Here is a 23,814-nt window from a genome sequence, read left to right as displayed (position 1 = left end):
AGCTCCCGTTGCGGGAGCTTCAATATTTATTTTATTTCTTCAGACGTAAAGAACAGTTTTACGCTTGGGTATTTTTGCTGTGCCATTTGTATAGAAAACTCAGAATCGGCAAGGAACACCAGCTGGCCGTATTTATCCTTAGCCATAAACTTCTGCTTAATCCTGCAAAACTCTGCAAACTCTTCGTTTTTAGGATCCTCAGGCCTTACCCAGCACGCCTTATATGCCGGGAAGTTTTCGTAGCTACACTTGGCCCCGTATTCGTGCTCCAGCCTGTACTGAATAACCTCGTACTGCAGTGCACCCACGGTACCTATAACCTTACGGTTGTTTAGCTCCAGGGTAAAGAGCTGCGCCACACCCTCGTCCATAAGCTGGTCTATACCTTTTTCCAGCTGCTTGGCCTTCATAGGGTCGGCATTGTTAATATAGCGGAAATGCTCCGGTGAAAACGCCGGAATACCTTTAAAGCTCATGTTTTCGCCTTCGGTAAGGGTATCACCTATTTTAAAGTTGCCCGTATCATGAAGCCCCACAATATCTCCCGGGTACGATATGTCTACAATTTCTTTTTTTTCTGCAAAAAACGCGTTCGGGCTGCTGAATTTAAGGTTTTTGCCCTGGCGTACGTGCAGGTACGGCTTGTTCCTTTCAAAAGTACCCGACACTATTTTTACAAACGCAAGGCGGTCGCGGTGCTTAGGATCCATATTGGCATGGATTTTAAACACAAAGCCACTAAATTTCTTTTCATCTGGCGCTACCAGGCGGGTATCGCTTTCTTTAGGGCGTGGTGTTGGTGCTATTTCTATAAAGCAATCCAGCAATTCGCGCACACCAAAGTTATTTAATGCCGAACCGAAGAATACCGGTTGCAGCTGCCCTTCCAGGTACTGCTCGCGGTTAAACGGAGGATATACCTCTGAAATCAGCTCCAGTTCCTCGCGCAGCTTTTGTGCCGGCTTGGCGCCAATAATGCCTTCCAGCTCCGGGGCGTTAATATCGTCAAACGCTATGGTTTCCTCTATGTCTTTACGGCTGTCGCCACTAAAGAGGTTAATGTTTTTTTCCCAAATGTTGTAAATACCCTGAAAATCGTAGCCCATACCTATAGGGAAACTCAGCGGGGTAACTTTAAGCCCCAGCTTTTGCTCCACTTCGTCCATAAGGTCAAATGCGTCTTTACCTTCCCTGTCCAGCTTGTTTATAAAAACCAGCATGGGTATGTTACGCATACGGCATACCTGAACCAGTTTTTCAGTTTGTTCCTCCACACCTTTTGCCACGTCTATCACCACAATAACACTATCTACAGCGGTAAGCGTACGGAAAGTGTCTTCGGCAAAATCCTTGTGACCCGGGGTATCCAGGATGTTGATTTTTTTGTCTTTGTAATTAAACGCAAGCACCGATGTAGCTACCGAGATACCACGCTGGCGCTCTATTTCCATAAAGTCGCTCGTAGCGCCTTTCTTAATTTTGTTGCTCTTTACGGCACCGGCTTCCTGAATGGCACCACCAAAAAGTAGTAGCTTTTCGGTTAGGGTTGTTTTACCCGCATCGGGGTGGGATATAATGCCAAAGGTTCGCCTGCGTGCAATCTCGTCTGTAAAACTCATAGGTGTGCTTAATTTTCAGGGCGCAAAGGTACGGTTTTATGTTGGAAAGTCATAAAGTGGAAAGTCATAAAGTGGAAAGTTCAAAGTCCGAAGTCCGAGGTTGGAGGTTCTATGCTAATCTCCCGTTAGCAAGGACTGCAAATCTGTGTCATCAGGATTATGTGGTAAACATATACACAAACACTTCGTTGTTGTTGGTAAAAAAACAGTAACCATTAACTAAAGGCGATTTTTCAAACTCTTTGGGGTTTTCCCAAACAACTACAGAAACAAAACTCCCGTTATCTTTTATGCAGTTTTTAACCGACTGTGGAAACCAATCCTTTACAAAGTCTTTAGTGCGGTCTGCGTAGTGGGCTGCTTCTAATTTATACTTGGTTCTGAGTTCCTTAAAGTCGGCATCGTTTAGCTTTATTACAGCCGTGATTGCGTAATCACTGGGGCCTAATAGGCCATTCCCGGAACGCCGGTATGCCCATTTAACCGATAAAGGTTTTGCCGGAAGATTTATAAATTCACTAAGTTCATTAACATTGGTACTTACCTCTGATTCTTTATCTGAACACGAAAATACGACCAGGCAGGCAAAAAGAATGAATAAACGTTTCATACAGATTATTATGGTTGCTTTTTTCTACTAATATAATCCTTTTACCCTAACTAAGCAGATGAGCTGTTACTATTATTTATTTCGTACCTTGTCCTTAAATCGGGGATACAAAAGCCCTTAAACTAACCATTTAAATACGTTTTAAGCATGAGAAAACTTTTCTTTATCGCTACCTTCGCCCTTTGCGGGATAGGCGCAAAAGCACAAACCATTGAATCCGGCAGCCACAGTACCACAGGGTACATTAAAAGCGATGGCACCATAGAAAACAGTAGCCACAGCACCACGGGCTACATTAAAAGCGATGGTACCATAGAAGACCGCAGCCATAGTACCATAGGCTACATTAAAAGCGATGGTACCATAGAAAACCGAAGCCATAGCACCGTAGGCTACGTAAAGAGCGATGGCACCGTAGAAAACAGCAGCCACAGCACAATAGGCTACATTAAAAGTGATGGCACAGTAGAAAACAGCAGCCACAGCACACTGGGCTATGCCCGGGGTATAAAAAAGGAATGGGCGGCTGTAGCATTCTTCTTTGTGAAGTTTTAAATATCATTATGCATACAGCATTGACTAACGGCACATTAAAAAACCCGAAACGCATAAAAACAAAAAACCCACTCTTTCGAGTGGGTTTTTATATGGTTTAGGCCTGGCCGGCAGGACCGAAATTTAGCGGCACATGAGGCGCCTCTGTTTCGGTAATAATGCCGTGGGCACTTTCATAACGGTGTACGTTTTCGGCAAGTGCTTTCAGCAGCCTTTTGGCATGCTGTGGCGTAAGCACTATACGCGATTTTACTTTAGCTTTTGGCATACCCGGCATAATGTTTACAAAATCAAGTATAAACTCTGTCGGCGAGTGGTTAATAATGGCAAGGTTACTGTAAGTGCCCTCTGCCACCTGTTCATCCAGCTCTATGCTTAGCTGTGCCTGTTGCGGTTTTTGATCGCTCATAGCTTATTAGAAATTAAATTCTTCTTTTGGCGTAAGCAATTCGTTGTATTCTTCTTTAGAACCTACAATAGTGTTATCATAATCCCTCATACCTGTACCTGCAGGAATGCGGTGACCCACGATTACGTTCTCTTTAAGGCCTTCAAGGAAGTCTACCTTACCGGCAACAGCGGCTTCGTTTAGTACTTTTGTTGTTTCCTGGAACGATGCTGCAGAGATAAACGACTTAGTTTGTAGCGACGCCCTGGTAATACCCTGTAGTACAGGTGTAGCAGTAGCCGGGATAACATCGCGGGCTACAACCAGGTTTTGGTCATTACGCTTAAGTATAGAGTTCTCATCGCGTAGCTGACGTGGCGTTACAATCTGGCCCGGTTTAAGGTTTTGCGAGTCACCTGCGTCCTCAACAAACTTCATACCGTATAGCTTATCGTTTTCTTCAATAAAGTCGGCAGTGTGTGCCAGCTGGTCTTCCAGGAACAGGGTATCTCCCGGATCCTCGATTCTTACCTTACGCATCATTTGGCGGATTACAACCTCAAAGTGCTTATCGTTGATTTTTACACCCTGAAGGCGGTATACCTCCTGAATTTCGTTTACAAGGTACTGCTGTACTGCAGATGGGCCTTTAATCCTAAGGATATCCTCAGGGGTAATAGCACCGTCAGACAGTGGCATACCGGCTTTAACAAAGTCATTCTCCTGTACTAGGATTTGGTTAGACAGTTTTACAAGATATTTCTTGATTTCACCGAATTTCGACTCGATAACAATCTCGCGGTTACCCCTCTTGATTTTACCGAACGATACCACACCGTCAATTTCAGATACCACAGCAGGGTTACTTGGGTTACGTGCTTCAAGAAGCTCTGTAATCCTAGGAAGACCTCCTGTAATATCGCCTGCTTTAGACGAACGCCTTGGTATTTTTACAAGGATTTTACCAGCCTTGATTTTTTCTCCATTATCTACCATAAGGTGGGCACCTACCGGTAGGTTGTACGAACGGATAAGCTCGCCATCGTTACCATAAATAAGTAGCGTAGGGATAAGCTTTTTGTTACGCGCTTCAGAGATTACTTTCTCCTGGAAGCCGGTCTGTTCGTCAATTTCTACAATAAACGACTGACCTTGCTCTATATCTTCGTAAGCTACCTTACCGGTAAACTCAGAGATAATAACACCGTTATACGGGTCCCACTTACATATTATAGCTCCTTTATCTACAACTTCGCCGTCTTTTACAAAGATGCTGCTACCGTAAGGTATGTTGTGCGTATTAAGCACTATACCGGTATTAACATCTACAAGCTTAAGCTCTGTAGAACGAGAAATTACAATATCTATAATGTTACCTTCGTTATCTTCACCCTTAACTGTTTTAAGATCTTCTATTTCAAGACGACCTGCAAAACGTGTAACGATGCTTGATTCTTCCGAGATACCACCCGCAACACCACCAACGTGGAACGTACGTAGTGTAAGCTGTGTACCCGGTTCACCAATAGACTGTGCAGCAATAACACCTACAGCTTCACCCTTCTGAGTCATTTTACCTGTAGCAAGGTTACGTCCGTAACACTTGGCACAAATACCTTTTTTAGCCTCACAAGTTAGTGGAGAGCGTACTTCTACGCTATCTATAGGGGCAGCATTAATGGCGCGTACTTCGGCTTCGGTAATATGCTCACCTGCAGCAGCAAGTACTTCACCTGTTAGTGGGTTTACCACATCGTTAAGTGCTACACGGCCCAGTATCCTTTCGCCAAGGCTTTCTACAATTTCTTCGTTTTTCTTAAGCGCTGTAACCTCAATACCACGTAGTGTACCACAGTCTACAGAGTTAACAATAACGTCCTGAGCTACGTCATGAAGCCTACGTGTAAGGTAACCCGCGTCAGCCGTTTTAAGCGCCGTATCCGCAAGACCCTTACGGGCACCGTGGGTAGAAATGAAGTACTCAAGGATTGAAAGACCTTCCTTAAAGTTAGAAAGAATCGGGTTTTCAATAATTTCACCACCTCCGGCAGTTGATTTCTTAGGCTTAGCCATAAGACCACGCATACCGGTAAGCTGACGGATCTGCTCCTTACTACCCCTCGCTCCTGAGTCTAGCATCATGAACACCGAGTTGAAACCTTGCTGGTCTTCGCGGATGTTTTTCATGGCAAGCTCTGTAAGTGTGGCGTTAGTAGAAGTCCATATATCAATAACCTGGTTGTAACGCTCGTTATTGGTAATAAGACCCATGTTATAGTTCATGGTAATACCTTCAACCTGCTCGTTAGCCTCTGCAATAAGCTCCTGCTTGCGCGGCGGGATAATAATATCACCTAAGCTGAACGACAGACCTCCGCGGAATGCGAAACGGTAACCCATGTCTTTCATGTTATCAAGGAACGCTGCGGTAGTAGGTACATCTGTAGCATTAAGAATTCTACCAATGATATCCCTAAGTGATTTCTTGGTAAGGATTTCGTTAATGTAACCTGCTGCCTCTGGTACCACCTCGTTAAACAGTACCCTACCTGCAGTAGTTTGTATGATTTGGTAAACAAGTTCACCTTTATCATTAAAATCTTTAGCACGTATTTTTACACGGGCGTTAAGATCAAGCCTGCCTTCATTTATAGCAATGTTAACCTCTTCTGCCGAATAGAAGGTAAGACCTTCACCTTTAATTTTAAGGGTTTCGGTAGACAGGCGCTCTTTGGTCATGTAATACAGACCCAGTACCATGTCCTGAGAAGGTACGGTAATAGGAGCACCGTTAGCCGGGTTAAGAATGTTGTGCGATGCAAGCATTAACAACTGCGCCTCTAGTATGGCCTCCGGGCCAAGCGGAAGGTGAACCGCCATCTGGTCACCATCAAAGTCAGCGTTAAACGCCGTACATACAAGTGGGTGAAGACGGATAGCTTTACCTTCTATAAGCATAGGCTGGAATGCCTGGATACCTAGTCTGTGAAGCGTAGGAGCACGGTTTAGTAGTACCGGGTGACCTTTAATTACGTTTTCAAGGATATCCCATACCACCGGCTCTTTTTTGTCGATGATCTTTTTAGCCGATTTTACCGTTTTAACGATACCGCGCTCTATAAGCTTACGGATAACAAACGGTTTGTACAGCTCGGCAGCCATATCTTTAGGAAGACCACACTCGTACAGTTTCATTTCAGGACCAACGACGATTACCGAACGCGCAGAGTAATCTACACGCTTACCTAGTAGGTTTTGACGGAAACGACCTTGTTTACCTTTAAGTGAATCAGAAAGTGACTTAAGCGGCCTGTTGCTTTCTGTTTTTACAGCAGAAGCTTTCCTTGTGTTATCAAATAGTGAATCTACAGATTCCTGTAGCATACGCTTTTCGTTACGAAGGATAACCTCAGGAGCTTTAATCTCCATAAGCCTTTTAAGACGGTTGTTACGTATAATAACCCTTCTGTAAAGGTCGTTAAGGTCAGACGTAGCGAAACGGCCACCATCCAGCGGCACTAGCGGACGAAGCTCTGGTGGGATAACCGGTATAACTTTAAGGATCATCCACTCTGGGCGGTTTTCCCTGTTAAAGTTACTTTCGCGGAATGATTCCACTACCTGTAGCCTTTTAAGCGCTTCGGTTTTACGTTGTTTAGACGTTTCATTGTTTGCACTGTGGCGTAGCTGATACGAAAGCGCATCAAGATCTATGCGTGCAAGCAGGTCCATGATACACTCTGCGCCCATTTTAGCAATAAACTTATTAGGGTCAGTGTCATCAAGGAACTGGTTCTCCATAGGAAGCGTATCCTGGATGTTTATGTATTCTTCCTCAGTAAGGAAGTCCAGCTCATGAAGCGTGGTACCGTCTGGGTTTTTAGCAATACCCGGCTGAATAACTACATACCTTTCATAGTATATAATCATGTCCAGCTTTTTAGACGGAAGGCCAAGAAGATAGCCTATTTTGTTTGGCAGTGAACGGAAATACCATATGTGTGCAATAGGCACTACAAGGTTGATATGCCCTACCCTGTCACGACGTACTTTTTTCTCAGTAACTTCAACACCGCATCGGTCACAAACAATCCCTTTATAACGGATTCTTTTGTACTTACCACACGCACATTCAAAGTCTTTTACAGGACCGAATATACGCTCACAGAAAAGGCCATCCCTTTCTGGTTTGTGTGTACGATAGTTAATGGTTTCCGGCTTTAGTACCTCACCCCTTGATTCTGCAAGGATGGATTCCGGAGACGCAAGGCCTATCGAAATTTTGTTAAACCTTTTTACGGTATTCTTATCTTTTAATTTTGTCATGATATGAAATCTACCAAATTATTTAAAAGTATGAAAAGACAGCAGTGCCGTAGCACCGCTGCCGTAATAAATTATTCTTCTAATCTGATGTCCAGACCCAGACCTTTCAGTTCGTGCATCAATACGTTGAACGATTCTGGTAAGCCCGGTTCAGGCATGGTTTCTCCCTTAACGATAGCTTCGTAAGTTTTAGCCCTACCGATTACGTCATCTGATTTCACTGTAAGGATTTCGCGTAGCGTGCTCGATGCACCGTAGGCCTCAAGAGCCCACACCTCCATCTCACCAAAACGCTGACCACCAAACTGCGCCTTACCACCAAGTGGCTGCTGTGTAATAAGCGAGTACGGACCGATAGAACGGGCGTGCATCTTATCATCAACCATGTGGCCCAGTTTAAGCATGTAAATAACCCCTACAGTAGCCGGCTGGTGGAAACGCTCACCGGTACCACCATCGTACAGGTACGTGTGGCCGAAACGAGGTATACCTGCTTCATCAGTAAGTGCATTAATCTGGTCTAAAGATGCACCATCAAAAATTGGTGTTGCAAACTTCTTGCCCAGTTTAAGGCCTGCCCATCCAAGAACGGTTTCATAAATCTGACCGATGTTCATACGCGAAGGTACACCCAGCGGGTTAAGAACGATATCTACCGGAGTACCGTCTGCAAGGAACGGCATGTCTTCTGCACGTACAATCCTTGATACAATACCTTTGTTACCGTGACGACCCGCCATTTTATCACCCACTTTCAGTTTACGCTTTTTAGCAATGTAAACTTTGGCAAGCTTAAGGATACCGCTAGGAAGCTCATCACCCACTGTAATAGTGAATTTCTCTCTCCTTAGTGCACCCTGAAGGTCGTTCAGTTTAATTTTGTAGTTGTGTACAAGGTCGTTCACCATGGCGTTAGTGTCATCATCTGTGGTCCACTGGCCTTTTGTAAGGTGCGCAAAATCTTCTACCGCATACAGCATCTTTTGGGTAAACTTCTTACCTTTTGGAAGAACTTCTTCGCCAAGGTCATTCATTACACCCTGAGATGTTTTACCATTTACAATCTCAAACAGTTTTTCAATCAACCTGTCTTTAAGCTCGTTGAACTTCACTTCAAAGTCCATCTCCAGCTTAGTAAGATCGTCTTTATCTTTAGTACGCTTACGCTTGTCTTTTACAGCGCGGGCGAATAGTTTCTTATCAAGAACCACACCATGAAGTGACGGAGACGCTTTTAATGAAGCATCTTTAACATCACCTGCCTTGTCACCAAAGATGGCGCGAAGTAGTTTTTCTTCTGGCGTAGGGTCTGATTCACCTTTAGGGGTAATTTTACCTATAAGGATATCGCCAGGCTTCACCTCTGCACCAATCCTAATCATACCGTTCTCATCAAGGTCTTTAGTAGCCTCTTCAGATACGTTCGGTATATCATTGGTAAGTTCTTCATTACCCAGTTTAGTATCCCTTACTTCAAGCGAGTAATCATCTACGTGGATAGAGGTGAATATATCATCACGCACTACCTTTTCAGAAATTACAATCGCATCCTCAAAGTTGTACCCTTTCCAAGGCATGAACGCCACAAGTAGGTTACGACCAAGAGCAAGTTCACCATTTTGTGTAGCGTAACCCTCGCACAGTACCTGGCCCGGAGCCACCCTGTCGCCCTTACGAACAATAGGTTTAAGGTTAATACTGGTACTTTGGTTCGTTTTACGGAACTTGATAAGGAAATATGTTTTCTCGTCCGGATCAAAGCTTACGCTTCTTTCACGATCTGTACGGTCATACTTAATAGTAATTTTATCAGCATCTACATACTCTACAGTACCATGCCCTTCAGCATTAATAAGTACACGAGAGTCTGAAGCTACCTGGCGCTCAAGGCCGGTACCCACGATTGGCGAATCAGGACGTAACAATGGTACGGCCTGGCGCATCATGTTAGAGCCCATCAGCGCACGGTTCGCGTCATCGTGCTCAAGGAACGGAATCAGCGATGCTGATATAGAGGCAATCTGGTTTGGTGCAACGTCTGTATAATGTACCACGTTTGGCTCTACCACCGGGAAGTCACCTTCCTCACGGGCAATAACCCTCTCTGCAGTAATCACACCCACATTGTCCATGTCAATGTTTGCCTGTGCAATCAGTTTGCCTTCTTCTTCTTCTGCGCTCAGGTAAATTGGTTCTGTTTCCAGGTCTACTTTACCGTCTACCACTTTGCGGTAAGGCGTTTCTATAAAGCCCATACCGTTTACTTTGGCATATACACTCAAAGAAGAGATAAGACCAATGTTCGGACCTTCAGGCGTTTCGATAGGACATAGACGGCCATAGTGTGTATAGTGAACGTCTCGAACCTCGAAACCTGCCCTCTCCCTAGAAAGACCACCCGGACCTAGAGCAGAAAGCCTACGCTTGTGGGTAATCTCAGCAAGTGGATTGGTTTGGTCCATGAACTGAGAAAGCTGGTTTGTACCAAAGAATGAGTTAATAACACTGCTCAGCGTTTTAGCGTTAATAAGGTCTATCGGGGTAAATACCTCGTTATCCCTTACGTTCATACGCTCGCGGATGGTACGTGCCATACGGGCAAGACCTACGCCAAACTGTGCAGACAACTGCTCACCCACCGTACGTACACGACGGTTAGAAAGGTGGTCAATATCATCAATCTCAGCCTTAGAGTTAATCAGCTCTATAAGGTACTTAACTATGGTAATGATATCCTCTTTGGTAAGCACTTGCTTATCCATAGGGATGTCCAGGTTAAGTTTCTTGTTCATCCTGTAACGGCCTACATCACCAAGGTTGTAGCGCTGGTCAGAGAAGAACAGTTTATCTATAATGCCACGAGCCGTTTCCTCATCAGGTGGTTCTGCATTACGCAGCTGACGGTAAATGTGCTCTACAGCTTCTTTTTCAGAGTTTGTAGGGTCTTTTTGCAGCGTGTTATGGATAATCGCGTAATCGGCCTGGTTGTTATCCTCTTTATGAAGAAGGATACTCTTAACGTTAGCCTCCAGGATTTCCTCTACGTTATCCTTATCAAGGATAGTATCACGGTCAAGGATAATCTCGTTACGCTCTATCGATACCACTTCACCAGTATCTTCGTCTACGAAGTCTTCGTGCCATGTATTAAGTACACGTGCGGCAAGCCTGCGGCCTATGTATTTTTTAAGGCTGCTTTTAGACACTTTAAGCTCTTCCGCAAGGTCAAATATTTCAAGGATATCCTTATCCCTTTCAAAACCGATGGCGCGGAAAAGTGTAGTTACAGGAAGTTTTTTCTTCCTGTCGATGTACGCGTACATCACATTATTTATATCGGTAGCAAACTCAATCCAAGAACCTTTAAAAGGGATTACCCTGGCAGAGTATAGTTTTGTTCCGTTTGCGTGGAACGACTGACCAAAGAATACACCCGGTGATCTGTGAAGCTGAGAAACAACAACACGTTCGGCACCGTTGATAACAAACGTACCGCTTGGAGTCATGTACGGAATGGTACCCAGGTAAACGTCCTGTACAATAGTTTCAAAATCTTCATGTTCAGGGTCTGTACAGTAAAGCTTTAAACGCGCCTTTAGGGGCACGCTGTAAGTAAGTCCCCTGTCTATACACTCCTCGATAGAGTACCTTGGCGGGTCTACAAAATAATCGAGAAACTCCAGTACAAACTGATTGCGGGTATCAGTAATCGGAAAGTTTTCCTTGAAGGTGTTGTAAAGACCTTCATTGCCCCTTTCATCCGACTTGGTTTCCAGCTGGAAGAAATCCTTGAACGACTTTATCTGAATGTCAAGGAAGTCCGGGTAGCTCGGAATGTTCTTCGTCGAGGCAAAACTTATTCTTTCAGTCTGATTTGTTATCATCAATGGACAAAATTTATATTTAAAGTATAAGTAAAATGGCTTCGTATAATTTAAAAAAGTTTATTATACGAAAAATGGTTTAGGCCATTGAGATTCCTTCTCAAGGCCTAAACCTTAGGTTTTATACGCTAAAAGCTTATTTAAGCTCTACAACAGCACCAGCTTCTTCAAGGGCTTTTTTAAGACCTTCAGCTTCGTCTTTAGATACAGCTTCTTTTACGTTAGCAGGAGCGCTATCTACAAGATCTTTAGCTTCTTTAAGACCTAGGCCTGTAAGCTCTTTAACAGCTTTAACAACACCAAGCTTAGAAGCACCAGCATCTTTAAGAACTACTGTAAATTCAGTTTGCTCAGCAGCAGCAGGAGCATCAGAAGCAGCAGCAGGACCAGCAACTACAGCAGCAGCTGCAGGCTCAATACCGTACTCTTCTTTTAGTATGTTTGCAAGTTCGTTAACTTCTTTAACTGTTAGGTTAACTAGTTGTTCAGCGAATTGTTTCAAATCTGCCATTTTTCTATCGTTTTAAATAGTTTGTAAAATATGATTTATTAAGTGCGTTCTGCGATTAACCTTCCTTTTCAGAAAGGGTTTTAAGGATACCTGCAATTTTGCCTCCGCCTGATTTAAGAGCGCTAACAACATTTTTAGCAGGCGATTGAAGAAGGCCGATGATTTCGCCGATAACTTCTTCTTTCGATTTAAGAGCAACAAGAGCATCAAGCTGGTTGTCACCAATAAATACCGCTTCGTGGATGTAAGCACCTTTAAGGATAGGCTTGTCTGACTTTTTGCGGAACTCTTTTATAACCTTTGCAGGTGCGTTACCGTTGTCAGATATAAGGATTGCCGTGTTACCTTTAAGTATTGTTGGAAGATCGCTGTAATCGTTCTCAGCAATTTCCATTGCTTTTTCAAGCAGGGTGTTTTTAACTACCTCAAGCTTAATACCGGCTTTAAAACAAGCCCTCCTAAGGTTAGAAGTAGTCTCTGCATCAAGACCAGATATATCAGCAACATATACTACGTTTGCTTCGGCTAACTGTGCAGTTAAATCTTTAATTACGCTTGATTTTTGTTCTTTTGTCATGGTAAAAACTTTTTAACTACCAATTATACCGCCTTAGGATCTAGAGCGATAGCCGGGCTCATAGTACTAGAAAGGTGGATACCTTTAATGTAAGTACCTTTAGCCGCAACTGGTTTAAGTTTAATTAATGTTTGGATAATTTCGTGAGCATTCTCAGCAATTTTATCTGCCTCGAAAGATACTTTACCGATACCGGCGTGTACTATACCTGTTTTATCTACTTTAAAGTCGATTTTACCAGCTTTAACTTCCTGAACTGCTTTACCAACTTCCATTGTTACAGTACCAGTTTTAGGGTTTGGCATAAGGCCACGAGGACCAAGAATCCTACCTAGAGGACCTAGCTTACCCATAACAGCAGGAACGGTGATGATTACATCTACGTCTGTCCAGCCGTCTTTAATTTTTTGAAGGTAATCATCAAGACCTACAAAGTCTGCACCGGCAGCTTTAGCTTCAGCCTCTTTATCTGGAGTTACAAGGGCAAGTACCCTTACATCTTTACCTGTACCGTGAGGAAGTGTTACTACACCCCTTACCATCTGGTTTGCTTTTCTAGGATCTACACCAAGGCGAACCGCGATATCTACTGATTCATCAAATTTAGCGGTAGCTACAGTCTTAATTAATGCAGCAGCATCTTTAAGAGAGTAAAGCTTACCTTTTTCGATTTTAGCAGCAGCTTCTTTCTGTTTTTTTGTCAATTTTGCCATTTCTTTCTTGTCTTTTTAACGATTAAAAAGGAGCTGCGCCTGATACGGTTATACCCATAGACCTTGCTGTACCAGCTACCATACTCATAGCTTTCTCTATTGTGAAAGCGTTAAGGTCTGGCATTTTGTCTTCAGCAATAGCCCTGATTTGATCCCAGGTTACGCTAGCCACCTTCTTACGGTTAGGCTGACCTGAACCACCTTTGATTTTTGCAGCTTCTAAAAGCTGGATTGCAGCAGGAGGCGTTTTTACAACAAACTCGAAAGACTTGTCTTTGTACACAGTAATTTGTACTGGTAATACTTTACCGGGCTTATCCTGAGTCCTTGCATTAAACTGCTTACAGAACTCCATGATGTTAACGCCCGCAGCTCCCAAAGCAGGTCCTACCGGTGGCGACGGATTCGCAGCACCTCCCTTAACTTGTAGTTTTACTACTTTACTAATTTCTTTAGCCATTTCTTTAAAAGATTAGCACATCATCAATTGGAAGCGAGGATGTGATTTATAAATAATTGTATAATTATACTTTTTCAACCTGCATAAAGCTTAGTTCCAGCGGGGTCTTCCTTCCGAAGATTTTCACCATAACTTCCAGCTTACGCTTTTCTTCGTTAACCTTTTCTACCGTGCCGTTAAAGCCGTTAAAAGGTCCGTCGATTACTTTTACTGTTTCGCCAACCGCGTATGGTATTGCACCGTTGTCTACTTTTACAGTAAGCTCATCTACTTTACCCAGCATCCTGTTTACCTCGGTAGCCCTAAGTGGCACAGCATCGCCGCCTTTGGTTTCTCCAAGGAAACCAATAACTCCGGTAATAGATTTTATAATGTGGGGAACTTCTCCGGTTAGGTTAGCTTCAATCATTACATAACCAGGAAAGTAAACCCTGTCTTTACTGATTTTCTTACCATCGCGTACCTGAACAACCTTTTCGGTTGGTACCAGTACCTGCGACACGTAATCAGAAAGGCCGGCTTTACTAATTTCTGTTTCTATGTAGTTTTTAACTTTATTCTCCTGACCGCTTACCGCTCTAACCACATACCATTTTTTGACATTGTTATCAGTCATCTCAAATAAAATTATTGTTTTATGAAAGCATACAACTTAGCTACGACAACTTCGAAACCTTTATCAACACCAAAAGTTATAAGGGCAAATATTACTGAGAATACAGCCACAATAATGGTAAGGCGTTGCACTTCTGCCCATTCAGGCCAGGTTACGTTTTCTTTAAGCTCAGTAAATGCCTCAGATATATAATTGGTTAATTTCATTGTATATCGCGTTTTAAATTTGCTTTATTTGCACGGGTGGAGGGATTCGAACCCCCATCAACGGTTTTGGAGACCGCTATTCTACCCTTGAACTACACCCGTTTGATTAAAAAACCGGCCGGTAAAGTCACCAGCCGGTTTCTTTATTTATTTAAGACTATAATTAGTCTAGGATTTCAGTAACCTGACCAGCACCTACTGTACGACCACCCTCACGGATAGCGAAACGTAGACCGATGCTTAGAGCGATAGGGCTAAGTAGCTGAACCTCGATAGTAAGGTTGTCACCAGGCATAACCATCTCTACACCAGCTGGAAGAGAAATTGTACCAGTTACGTCAGTTGTACGTACATAGAACTGAGGACGGTAGTTGTTGTGGAATGGAGTGTGACGTCCACCTTCTTCTTTCTTAAGGATATAAACCTCAGCTTTGAAGTGAGCGTGTGGCTTAACAGATCCTGGCTTGATAATAACCATACCACGACGGATATCAGCTTTATCTATACCACGAAGTAGAAGACCTACGTTATCACCAGCTTCACCACGGTCAAGGATTTTACGGAACATCTCAACACCTGTAATAGTAGATGTAAGTTTTTCTGCACCCATACCGATGATTTCTACCGGATCACCTGTGTTAGCAACACCAGTTTCGATACGACCTGTAGCAACAGTACCACGACCAGTGATAGTGAATACGTCTTCAACAGGCATAAGGAATGGCTTATCAACGTCACGTTGAGGAAGCTCGATCCACTCGTCTACAGCAGCCATAAGTTGCATTACTGTATCAACCCATTTCGGCTCACCGTTAAGTGCACCTAGAGCAGAACCCTGGATAACTGGACCATTATCACCATCATACTGATAGAAAGAAAGTAGGTCACGGATTTCCATTTCTACTAGCTCAAGTAGCTCAGCATCGTCAACCATATCCACTTTGTTCATGAATACTACGATACGAGGCACACCTACCTGACGGCCAAGAAGGATGTGCTCACGAGTTTGTGGCATAGGACCATCTGTAGCAGCAACTACAAGGATAGCACCGTCCATCTGAGCAGCACCAGTAACCATGTTCTTAACGTAGTCAGCGTGACCTGGACAGTCAACGTGAGCGTAGTGACGGTTTTGAGTAGAATATTCTACGTGAGATGTATTAATTGTAATACCCCTTTCTTTTTCTTCAGGAGCATTGTCAATTTGATCGAAAGATTTAGCTTCAGAAAGACCTGCATCAGCAAGAACTTTAGTGATAGCAGCAGTCAAAGTTGTTTTACCGTGGTCTACGTGCCCGATAGTACCTATGTTAAGGTGCGGCTTCGACCTATCAAAAGTTTCCTTTGCCATGATTTAATAATTTAATCTTAGTTTATAATTAGTGTTCAAATTCTTTTAAACTTTGAGCCAATGACGGGATTTGAACCCGTGACCTCTTCCTTACCAAGGAAGCACTCTACCCCTGAGCTACACCGGCCTTTAGCGCATCTTGAAAATTAACATTTACCTGAATCGCGGCGCAAAACTACAATTCAATTTTTAATATTCAAAATATTTTTTTTGTGGGGAGAGCAGGATTCGAACCTGCGAAGGTTTCCCAACGGATTTACAGTCCGTCCTCGTTGGCCGCTTGAGTATCTCCCCTAACCTTTTTGCTTTTTCTAGTCAGTTCCAATATGTAAATGAACTAAGTTTTTTTTTGAGCCGATGGAGGGACTCGAACCCACGACCTGCTGATTACAAATCAGCTGCTCTAGCCAGCTGAGCTACACCGGCAACTCATAAAAAAAGTCCGCTATTTCTAACGGACTGCAAATGTAGACAATTTATTTTCTAATCAAAACTTTTTCATAAAAAAATTTTAAATCACGATGTCGCCCTGATTTTTTGCTTTCTTTTCATTAGCAAACGCTCCATAGAGTCGGCCGCCAGTTCTACCGCCTCCTCAAAAGTTTTACACTGCTTCTTTACAATAAACTCGTCTCCCGGAACACTTATTTTAACCTCCGCTATCTTGTTTTCTTTCAGGTTAGTATTATCCAGTTTAAAAAAAACATCCGAACAAACCACCCTGTCATAAAACTTCTCAAGCTTATCTAGCCTGCCTTGTACATAGCCAACAAGTTTTCTGTCAACTGTAAAGTTAACCGCATGAACGTTTACTTTCATAATAAAAAAAGAATTAGGTTAAACAATGAAGAACTGCTACTGCGCGTTTCGCGGGTGTGCACCTTTGTACACCGCTTTTAGCTCTGCCAGGCTACTGTGTGTATATACTTGGGTAGAAGCTAAACTTGCATGGCCCAGCAATTCTTTTACTGAATTTAAATCGGCCCCGTTGTTTAATAAATGTGTGGCAAAAGTGTGCCGTAGAACGTGTGGACTCCTTTTTACCTTAGCGGAGACAACACTAAAGTAACAATTTATTAACCTATATACAAAAGTTTCGTTAAGTTTTTTGCCCCGGTTGCTTAAAATTAACATTTCGGGATTTTGCACCTCCTCAAGCCCTGAGCGCGCCTGCAGATACTCCTTTAAAAGCGCTATGGTACAAGGCAATAGCGGCACTATGCGCTCTTTATTTCGCTTACCTAAAACCTTTACAGTGCCGTTACCCGCATCGTAGCTGTTTAATGTAAGCCCTATAAGCTCGGCACGGCGCATGCCGGTGGTATAAAAAAGCTCCAGCACCAGCCTGTTTCGCACGCCTTCAAACCCGGCAGGGAAATCATTAACGGTTACCACATCCTGCATTTCCTTCTCACTAAAAGGAACCAGTACTTTTTTTTCGGTTTTAAGTGCTTTGTGTTTTTGTAACGGGTTTACCGTTACCTGTTTTATTTTCAGCAGGAATTTATAAAACGATTTAAGCGAAGAAATTTTACGGTTAATGCTTCGGTTACCCAAAGCCTCGGTTTCAGACATATATATTATCCAGCCCCGCACCTGCCCGTACACCACTTCATGAAGCTGCGCGGCGGGTTCTTCCTGCTGTATAAATTTTTCAAACGCATACAGGTCGTCCAGGTAGGCACGCGCTGTAAGCGGGCTGTAATTTTTTTCTTTTAGCAAATAGTCTGCAAAAGCCTGTTTGTTATCAACCATATACAAATAAAAAAACCGCTAACAGCAAAGTTAAACTTTAACTGCTAACGGCTGCTATTTAAAGCCCCAAAAAATTATCTTAAGCTTCAAGTGAGTCGCGAAGACCTTGAATGTAAGCTGCTTTTTGTATTTCGGCACGCCTTTTTACAGATGGCTTAATGAAAGCCTGGCGAGACCTTAACTGACGAACAGTTCCTGTTTTGTCGAATTTACGCTTATAACGTTTAAGCGCCCTGTCGATATTTTCTCCGTCTTTAATTGGAATTATTAACATATGCGATACACCTCCTCTCGTTTACGGCTGCAAACATACATCAATTATTTAGATATCCAAAATAAAAATAATAATTATTTAACAGACCATACAGTATACCCGTGTGGTGGCGCCTGTATAAGCACCCACTTGCCACTTTGGGTGGTAGGCTCCCAGGTGCTGTTACCGGTATAGTCTTTAATAACGGTACTGGCCCAGTTGGTTTCTACCCAGCGTTGCTGCCAGCTGTCGCTGTTATTTATATATACTACAAGGCCGGGAGTACCGTTTCGGCGGGCTACGTACTCGTCGTTATCGGCATAGAGGTAGCTGGTGGTACCGCTTGCCTTATTATTATGTATCCATATAAGGTTATTCAGCTTGTTTTTATCCAGCCATTCCTCATAGTCGCGGTAAAACAGGCACGGATAGCCTTCGTGGGTAAGGATGTAGGCATAGGCCAAAAGCTTGTTGTTGTAAATCTCATTAGTATCATGGTTGGTTACAAAGGTAACGGCCTTCATGGGGCTGCGCTTAAGGAGCATATCGCCATTTAACTGGGTAAGGTCGTTGTTGTTAAGGGCATCGCGCATTTTGTAGTAGCAGGCAAAGTCAAACGCGCTACTCTCTGCGCTATTTGCCCAGGTTTCCAGTGTGGCGGCGTTACCATCCCAGTACTCCCCTACGGTAAAGCCAGGCGAAGCATTTTTAAAGTTCTTTACCACCCATGGGTCAAATCCCTTAACCATATCAAAACGCCAGCCGTCAAAGCCCATTACGTTTTTATAGTACTTGGCTATAGAGTTGCTGTTAGCATACAGCCAGCCCTGCACATAGCTTTTATCATGGCAAAGATCCGGGAAACCGCCAAAGGTACCCGCATCGGCACTGTGAACGTCATTTGGATGGAAATCGTAATACGAACGTGCAAACATACCCGAGGCCGGCGTAAAACTGGTATACGTATTACCGCCTGTAAACGGGTTGTATTGCGATGCCCCTCCGCCGCAGTGGTTTACCACAATATCGGCAATAACACTCAGGTCGCTGTTGTGTGCCGTGGTGATAAGGCTTTGCAGTTCGGTAAGCGAACCGAAGCGTGTTTCGGTATTACCCATTTGATTGTAACTGCCAAAGTCGTAATAATCAAAGGGGTCGTACCCCATAGAGTAGCCTCCGCTCTGGCCTTTTGTAGCCGGTGGCAGCCAAATGGCATCTACACCCGCACTGGCCCACGAAGGCACTTTTGCAGCAATGGTATTCCACCAGGTTCCTCCCCCGGGACAGTCCCAGTAAAAGGCCTGCATCATTACCTTACTGCCTGTAGAACGGGCGGTTAGGTTACTACCTACGGTTTGTTTTGGTGCAGCCGCCTGCTCTTTTGGCGCATCGGGTTCGTTTGTACAGGCGCACAACAGCAGCACGCCCATAAGGGTTGTAGTTGTTTTCTTCATAATGGTATGAGGTTTGGATATACCCGAAGTTACAAATTTGAAACACCCATTTTTCGGGCTTCGAAAACGATATAGCACTACAACGTTATAGTGTTGATAAAAAGTTAAATTCCAAAAGATTAAACGCAAATATCATCGGGGAACGGAAAACAGCCATAACAAAAAGGCACAAAAAAAAGCCCTCCGTATAAGGGAGGGCTTTCCAATCGTTTAGTGTAATATAAATAGGTAGTGAAGTTATTTCAGAATGTTTCTTGAAATTACCAGTTTCTGGATTTCGGTAGTACCCTCGCCTATAGTACACAGCTTACTATCACGGTAAAACTTCTCTACCGGGAAATCTTTAGTGTAGCCGTAACCTCCGTGGATTTGTACCGCCTCGTTAGATATGCGTACACAAGCCTCGCTGGCAAACATCTTAGCCATGGCACCCGCAGTGGTTACCGGCTGGTGGTTATTTTTAAGATGTGCCGCTTTGTGCAGCAGTAACTCACTGGCTTCTATTTCGGTAGCCATATCGGCAAGCTTAAACGAAATCCCCTGGAAGTTGCTTATAGGCTGGCCAAACTGATAACGCTCTTTACTGTATTTAAGCGATGCCTCGTAAGCACCCTTAGCTATACCCAAAGACAGCGCACCTATAGATATACGTCCGCCATCCAGTATTTTCATGGCCTGGATAAAGCCCTCGCCTACTTCGCCCAGCCTGTTTTCGTCTGGTATGCGGCAGTTATCAAACACAAGCTCAGCAGTTTCGCTGGCGCGCATGCCCAGTTTATTTTCTTTTTTACCGGAGCTAAAGCCCGGTGTACCTTTTTCTATAACAAAGGCTGTCATGCCGCGGCTGTCGCCTTTTTCGCCGGTACGTACAATAACCACGGCTACATTACCACTTTTACCGTGGGTAATAAAGTTTTTGGCGCCGTTAATAACCCAGTGGTCACCATCTTTAACGGCGGTGGTGTTCATACCGCCCGCGTCGCTGCCGGTGTTGTGCTCTGTAAGGCCCCAGGCGCCTATCCATTCGCCGGTAGCCAGCTTAGGAATCCAGCGCATTTTTTGGTCTTCGTTACCAAACATAAGTATATGATTGGTACAAAGCGAGTTATGCGCGGCAACCGACAAACCTATAGATGGGTCTGCTTTTGAAAGTTCCTCTATAACAGTAATATACTCGTGGTAACCAAGGCCACTGCCTCCGTACTCTTCCGGTACAAGTACGCCCATGTAGCCCATTTCGCCCAGTTTTTTAAACAGGTCGAGCGGAAAGTACTGGTTTTCATCCCAGTCCATATAATAAGGTAAGATATTAAATGCTGCAAACTCACGTATAGACGCAGCAATCATAGCTTGTGTTTCGGTCGTTTCAAAAACCATAAAATCTTAGTTTATATTTTAGTATTCCAAATATAAGCTAATTATTTTTGAATTAACCAAAATTATTTGTTGAATTTTTAATAATTCATCAAAATTATGAATTTTACCATTCATGCTTCTGGCGGTAATTATGGCACGCGCCATATCCCGGTTAAAGTACGGAAACCGCGACAGTTGCTGTAATGATGCCGTGTTTACGTTTATTTTGTTTACCAAAGTCCCGTTACCCACAAAAAAGCGTTTCTTAAGGTCGGCGACTGCTTCAGGCGAAAAATCTTCAAAATCAGCCATTTGATCCATGCTAACAAACGCACCAAGCGCATCACGTCGTTTAATGATACGATTTGCATACGCCGGGCCTATTCCGTAAGTCTTTTCCAGTTGCTCTGCGGTGGCGGTGTTTATATCAAGCTGGTTAACAGCAGGTTTATCTTTTTTAAAGGGTGGTAATGAAGTTTTTTCAGCCGTTGTGGCAATGGTACTATTATAAGGAGTGGGCTGTGCTGACTGCCCCGCGTTTTTTCGGGTAACCCAATCGGGGAATTTAAAATAGGGAGATACCGTAGCCAGCAAACTATCTGAAACACCAGTAACCGCCTTAAAATCAGCGGGCGAGTTTAGCCACTTACCGCTACTCCTGTATGCTTTTAGCCGGTTGTACTGCGCAGTAGTAAGCCCAAGCATATATGCCTTATAATCAGATATAAAGTTAGGATTAAACGGATACACTTTATGAGTTGCTGTATCATTTTTGGCCTTCAGGACATCAAGCTGTTGCTGGTGTGCCAGCCATGCTTTTTCGTCGGGGTTATGGCCAATTGAATGATCAGTACGAGTGTAAAGCAGGTAGCCTGCCTGAAGTGCTGCTGCAATGCCGGTTAGTGCCAAAAGGCCTTTGCGCTGTAATGAGGTAAAGCGGAACAGGATAACAGGTTGGGTTGGTTTCATGCTGGTTTGGTGGTGGTTAGGTGTGCTAGTTACAAATCAAACACCGAACTCCGCTTGGTATAAATCATGTCTTTTAAGCGCAGCCAAAACGCCAGGGTAAGGTATACGCCAAACCAAAGCCCGGCGGTAACAAACGTTATGTAAATAAAAAACAGGCGTACGTTTGTGGCACGCATACCCAGCCTGTCGGCAAGGCGGCTGGCCACCTCAAACCCGTGTTTTTCAAAGAAATGACGTAAGTTAGTTACAATAGCCATACCGTAAAAATGATGTTAGTAATGTACCCCAAAGATAGCAAAAATATTATTGCTGCAAGAGGCTTAAGCCTATGGCGCATTGCAGGCATTTGTAATGGTTACAGTACTCATTTTTAAGCTGTAACAATGCCTGGCTGTCGTAAGCGGATGTTACAGGAACCTTGTAATGTGCAAACTTATCGGTTATGGCGTTTTTCTCTGGTTTAACCTGTTGTAAAAGGGGGATTAAGTCTTCCACATTTTCGCGGGCAAGGCTGCGCTCGTAGGCAAATTTAAACGGAACTATAGTATTAATGATAAGCAAATCTATAAACGATGCCGAAAGCTGCTTACGTTTGCTAACACTCTCTTTATCAAACCTGTAATGCGTGTTCCAGTACGGGGAAACGGTCACTGAAAACAGTGCATAAAAATCATCTGTAGCCTGCGCGTGCATAATTTTGCTAAACAGGTTTTGGTGGGTGTGGTACAGGGCTGCCAGCTGTGCCAGGCGCAGGGTAGGGAAATTATCTGGCCGGTGCCTGAAAAACTCCGCCTGCGGAAGTGTAACCTGCTGTAGCTGATACTTTTGAACCAAATAGGCATAGCGTTGCTGCAAGTCTTTAGGGTACAGCTCCTCAAAATCGCCGGTGAGCATACCCGCACTGCCAAACAACAGTGCTTCAAGGTTTTGTAAATCAAAACTCTCCTTGCGCAGCACGCTGAACGGTATGGCCGAAGCGGTGGTAAAAAACAAATCGCCGTTAGTATTTAGCCCGAAGTTTTTTGCCAGGAAACGGAACAATACCGCCTCCCAGTCGCCCATGGTTTCTTTAGCCAAACCTATGATGGGCAGGCTCTTACGCTCAAGGCGTTCCAGAAACAAACGTTCTTTCCAGTTGCTTAGGGTAAAATCAGTTATGGTGGCAAGGTCTTTTTCGCACGGAATCCAGGTCTTGGCGCGTATAAGCTCCTGATAAATAAGCAGTAACGATGGGTCTACGGCATCGCGCAGTGCTACCACGGGCAGCTCTGAACCATCGGGGCGCAGCACCTCAGCATCGTGCTCCCAAACCACGTGCAGTACTACGCTATCGTACTGAGGGTCAACCTCATGGCTGTGCAGGTACCAGTCTGAACTTTTAAGGTGGATTTCTACGTTACCCGCCCAGCGCTGGTCTGCTATAACTACCTGAGCGTTAAAGAAATCAGGGCCACTTTGTTGCAGGTATTGACCACAGTGAATTACTTGCACGCTTTCGCCAAGGGTGGTTTGTAATAAGGCAGGATCATATTTTTTGAACTGCCACACGTAGTGCAAAAAATCTTCTCTCATTTTTTGAAGGGGTTGGTAGTGCCAAGATACAAAAATTGGCCACAGCCCCAAAAAAATATATTTGAAGGATTTTTCCTGTATAGCTACTTAGCAATTTTTTATTGTTCCGCAATTGGTATAAAAATTTTCGGTTTTTTGGGGGCATTTGTTCCTTTTGCTAAAAAAAGCGTGTTACTCATTTTCAGCCTTGTACTAAAATTTATCGGCGAAACTGTTCCCTGTATTCTTCGGTAGGAAAATGTATAGGGTTTACAAATTACTGAAGCGGCTTTTGCAGTATTTTTTTCGATAAAAATATTTTGCGTATGAAAACCAAAATTTCATTTTCATGTTCTTATTCTTTTTCTATTTTCATTTTCACTTTCATCTTCTAAAGGCTTTTTCTGGCTTTGGGTTTGGGTTTGATTTGGGTTTTAGTTTTTTTGAGGATTCTTTTTGTGGTTTACTGAAGGATTGGCTTCAGTACTTTATGGGCAAAACCGGTTGTAACTTTGCAGCGGGGTTCAGGGGAAAAAAATCGGGTTTTGGGAGGCAGGGCATTCGGGGATAGTTTTGTTTTTTAGGAAGCAGCGCGCTTTCGGCAGGATTGGTTTTTGGGTAGCAACCGAGTATTCAGATAACGTTGGACTTTTGGCAACA

General features: G+C 43.7%; 21 protein-coding genes and 4 tRNA genes. 1 reads left to right on the top strand and 24 read right to left on the bottom strand.

The annotated features are described in order from the left end of the window. Positions 1 to 26 precede the first annotated feature (26 nt). Positions 27 to 1,619, bottom strand: coding sequence for a peptide chain release factor 3 (locus tag ACLI08_RS05940; RefSeq protein ID WP_411427545.1), 1,593 nt, complete (start codon positions 1,617 to 1,619; stop codon positions 27 to 29). A gap of 157 nt (positions 1,620 to 1,776) precedes the next feature. Next, positions 1,777 to 2,229, bottom strand: a complete 453-nt coding sequence (locus tag ACLI08_RS05935; protein ID WP_411427544.1) for a hypothetical protein — start codon at positions 2,227 to 2,229, stop codon at positions 1,777 to 1,779. A gap of 147 nt (positions 2,230 to 2,376) precedes the next feature. Here ACLI08_RS05935 and ACLI08_RS05930 point away from each other — a divergent pair, with 147 nt between their 5' ends. After that, a complete protein-coding gene (locus ACLI08_RS05930; RefSeq protein ID WP_411427543.1) occupies positions 2,377 to 2,784 on the top strand; it encodes a 5-fold beta-flower protein in 408 nt (135 codons plus the stop codon). A 97-nt stretch (positions 2,785 to 2,881) separates the two neighbouring features. Here ACLI08_RS05930 and ACLI08_RS05925 read toward each other — a convergent pair whose 3' ends face one another. The 22 genes from ACLI08_RS05925 to ACLI08_RS05820 form a co-directional block, all read right to left on the bottom strand. After that, on the bottom strand, positions 2,882 to 3,193 hold the full coding sequence (locus ACLI08_RS05925; protein WP_411427542.1) for a DUF3467 domain-containing protein: 312 nt from the start codon (positions 3,191 to 3,193) through the stop codon (positions 2,882 to 2,884). 6 nt (positions 3,194 to 3,199) lie between these two features. Continuing rightward, entirely contained in the window at positions 3,200 to 7,498 is a 4,299-nt protein-coding gene (gene rpoC, locus ACLI08_RS05920; RefSeq protein ID WP_411427541.1) for a DNA-directed RNA polymerase subunit beta', read from the bottom strand. A gap of 71 nt (positions 7,499 to 7,569) precedes the next feature. After that, positions 7,570 to 11,382 (bottom strand): DNA-directed RNA polymerase subunit beta, encoded by a 3,813-nt coding sequence (gene rpoB, locus ACLI08_RS05915; protein WP_411427540.1) that lies wholly within the window; start codon positions 11,380 to 11,382, stop codon positions 7,570 to 7,572. Positions 11,383 to 11,518: 136 nt separating this feature from the next. Next, positions 11,519 to 11,893 (bottom strand): 50S ribosomal protein L7/L12, encoded by a 375-nt coding sequence (gene rplL / locus ACLI08_RS05910; protein ID WP_411427539.1) that lies wholly within the window; start codon positions 11,891 to 11,893, stop codon positions 11,519 to 11,521. A 55-nt stretch (positions 11,894 to 11,948) separates the two neighbouring features. Continuing rightward, the gene (gene rplJ / locus ACLI08_RS05905; protein ID WP_411427538.1) at positions 11,949 to 12,470 is read right to left on the bottom strand and encodes a 50S ribosomal protein L10; all 522 of its coding nucleotides are present in this window, start codon (positions 12,468 to 12,470) and stop codon (positions 11,949 to 11,951) included. A gap of 23 nt (positions 12,471 to 12,493) precedes the next feature. After that, on the bottom strand, positions 12,494 to 13,183 hold the full coding sequence (gene rplA, locus ACLI08_RS05900; RefSeq protein WP_411427537.1) for a 50S ribosomal protein L1: 690 nt from the start codon (positions 13,181 to 13,183) through the stop codon (positions 12,494 to 12,496). Positions 13,184 to 13,205: 22 nt separating this feature from the next. Beyond that, positions 13,206 to 13,643, bottom strand: a complete 438-nt coding sequence (gene rplK / locus ACLI08_RS05895; RefSeq protein ID WP_411427536.1) for a 50S ribosomal protein L11 — start codon at positions 13,641 to 13,643, stop codon at positions 13,206 to 13,208. A 64-nt stretch (positions 13,644 to 13,707) separates the two neighbouring features. Continuing rightward, the gene (gene nusG, locus ACLI08_RS05890) at positions 13,708 to 14,259 is read right to left on the bottom strand and encodes a transcription termination/antitermination protein NusG (protein WP_411427535.1); all 552 of its coding nucleotides are present in this window, start codon (positions 14,257 to 14,259) and stop codon (positions 13,708 to 13,710) included. Positions 14,260 to 14,270: 11 nt separating this feature from the next. Next, entirely contained in the window at positions 14,271 to 14,465 is a 195-nt protein-coding gene (gene secE, locus ACLI08_RS05885; protein ID WP_411427534.1) for a preprotein translocase subunit SecE, read from the bottom strand. 31 nt (positions 14,466 to 14,496) lie between these two features. Continuing rightward, positions 14,497 to 14,567, bottom strand: a tRNA-Trp gene (locus tag ACLI08_RS05880). A 61-nt stretch (positions 14,568 to 14,628) separates the two neighbouring features. Then, positions 14,629 to 15,816 carry an elongation factor Tu gene (tuf, locus tag ACLI08_RS05875; protein WP_411427533.1) on the bottom strand — a complete coding sequence of 396 codons (1,188 nt, stop codon included), beginning with the start codon at positions 15,814 to 15,816 and terminating at the stop codon, positions 14,629 to 14,631. Positions 15,817 to 15,871: 55 nt separating this feature from the next. Continuing rightward, positions 15,872 to 15,943 (bottom strand) — tRNA-Thr (locus tag ACLI08_RS05870). Positions 15,944 to 16,029: 86 nt separating this feature from the next. Beyond that, a tRNA-Tyr gene (locus tag ACLI08_RS05865) sits at positions 16,030 to 16,110 on the bottom strand. A gap of 58 nt (positions 16,111 to 16,168) precedes the next feature. Then, a tRNA-Thr gene (locus tag ACLI08_RS05860) sits at positions 16,169 to 16,242 on the bottom strand. Positions 16,243 to 16,332: 90 nt separating this feature from the next. Then, on the bottom strand, positions 16,333 to 16,635 hold the full coding sequence (gene hpf / locus ACLI08_RS05855) for a ribosome hibernation-promoting factor, HPF/YfiA family (RefSeq protein WP_411427532.1): 303 nt from the start codon (positions 16,633 to 16,635) through the stop codon (positions 16,333 to 16,335). 36 nt (positions 16,636 to 16,671) lie between these two features. After that, positions 16,672 to 17,571: a tyrosine-type recombinase/integrase gene (locus ACLI08_RS05850; protein WP_411427531.1), complete on the bottom strand. Its 900-nt coding sequence runs from the start codon at positions 17,569 to 17,571 to the stop codon at positions 16,672 to 16,674. Positions 17,572 to 17,650: 79 nt separating this feature from the next. Continuing rightward, a complete protein-coding gene (gene rpsU / locus ACLI08_RS05845) occupies positions 17,651 to 17,845 on the bottom strand; it encodes a 30S ribosomal protein S21 (protein ID WP_411427530.1) in 195 nt (64 codons plus the stop codon). Positions 17,846 to 17,919: 74 nt separating this feature from the next. Continuing rightward, positions 17,920 to 19,278 (bottom strand): alpha-amylase, encoded by a 1,359-nt coding sequence (locus ACLI08_RS05840; RefSeq protein WP_411427529.1) that lies wholly within the window; start codon positions 19,276 to 19,278, stop codon positions 17,920 to 17,922. Positions 19,279 to 19,515: 237 nt separating this feature from the next. After that, a complete protein-coding gene (locus ACLI08_RS05835; protein WP_411427528.1) occupies positions 19,516 to 20,655 on the bottom strand; it encodes an acyl-CoA dehydrogenase family protein in 1,140 nt (379 codons plus the stop codon). 18 nt (positions 20,656 to 20,673) lie between these two features. Next, entirely contained in the window at positions 20,674 to 21,603 is a 930-nt protein-coding gene (locus ACLI08_RS05830; RefSeq protein ID WP_411427527.1) for a ComEA family DNA-binding protein, read from the bottom strand. 29 nt (positions 21,604 to 21,632) lie between these two features. Then, positions 21,633 to 21,860: a PspC domain-containing protein gene (locus ACLI08_RS05825; protein ID WP_411427526.1), complete on the bottom strand. Its 228-nt coding sequence runs from the start codon at positions 21,858 to 21,860 to the stop codon at positions 21,633 to 21,635. Positions 21,861 to 21,906: 46 nt separating this feature from the next. After that, entirely contained in the window at positions 21,907 to 23,175 is a 1,269-nt protein-coding gene (locus ACLI08_RS05820) for a DUF2851 family protein (protein WP_411427525.1), read from the bottom strand. Positions 23,176 to 23,814 lie beyond the last annotated feature (639 nt).

It is taken from the genome of Flavobacterium sp. RNTU_13, from assembly GCF_046614455.1.
In the GTDB taxonomy this organism is placed as follows: domain Bacteria; phylum Bacteroidota; class Bacteroidia; order Flavobacteriales; family Flavobacteriaceae; genus Flavobacterium.
This window is presented reverse-complemented; position numbering and strand designations above follow the sequence as displayed.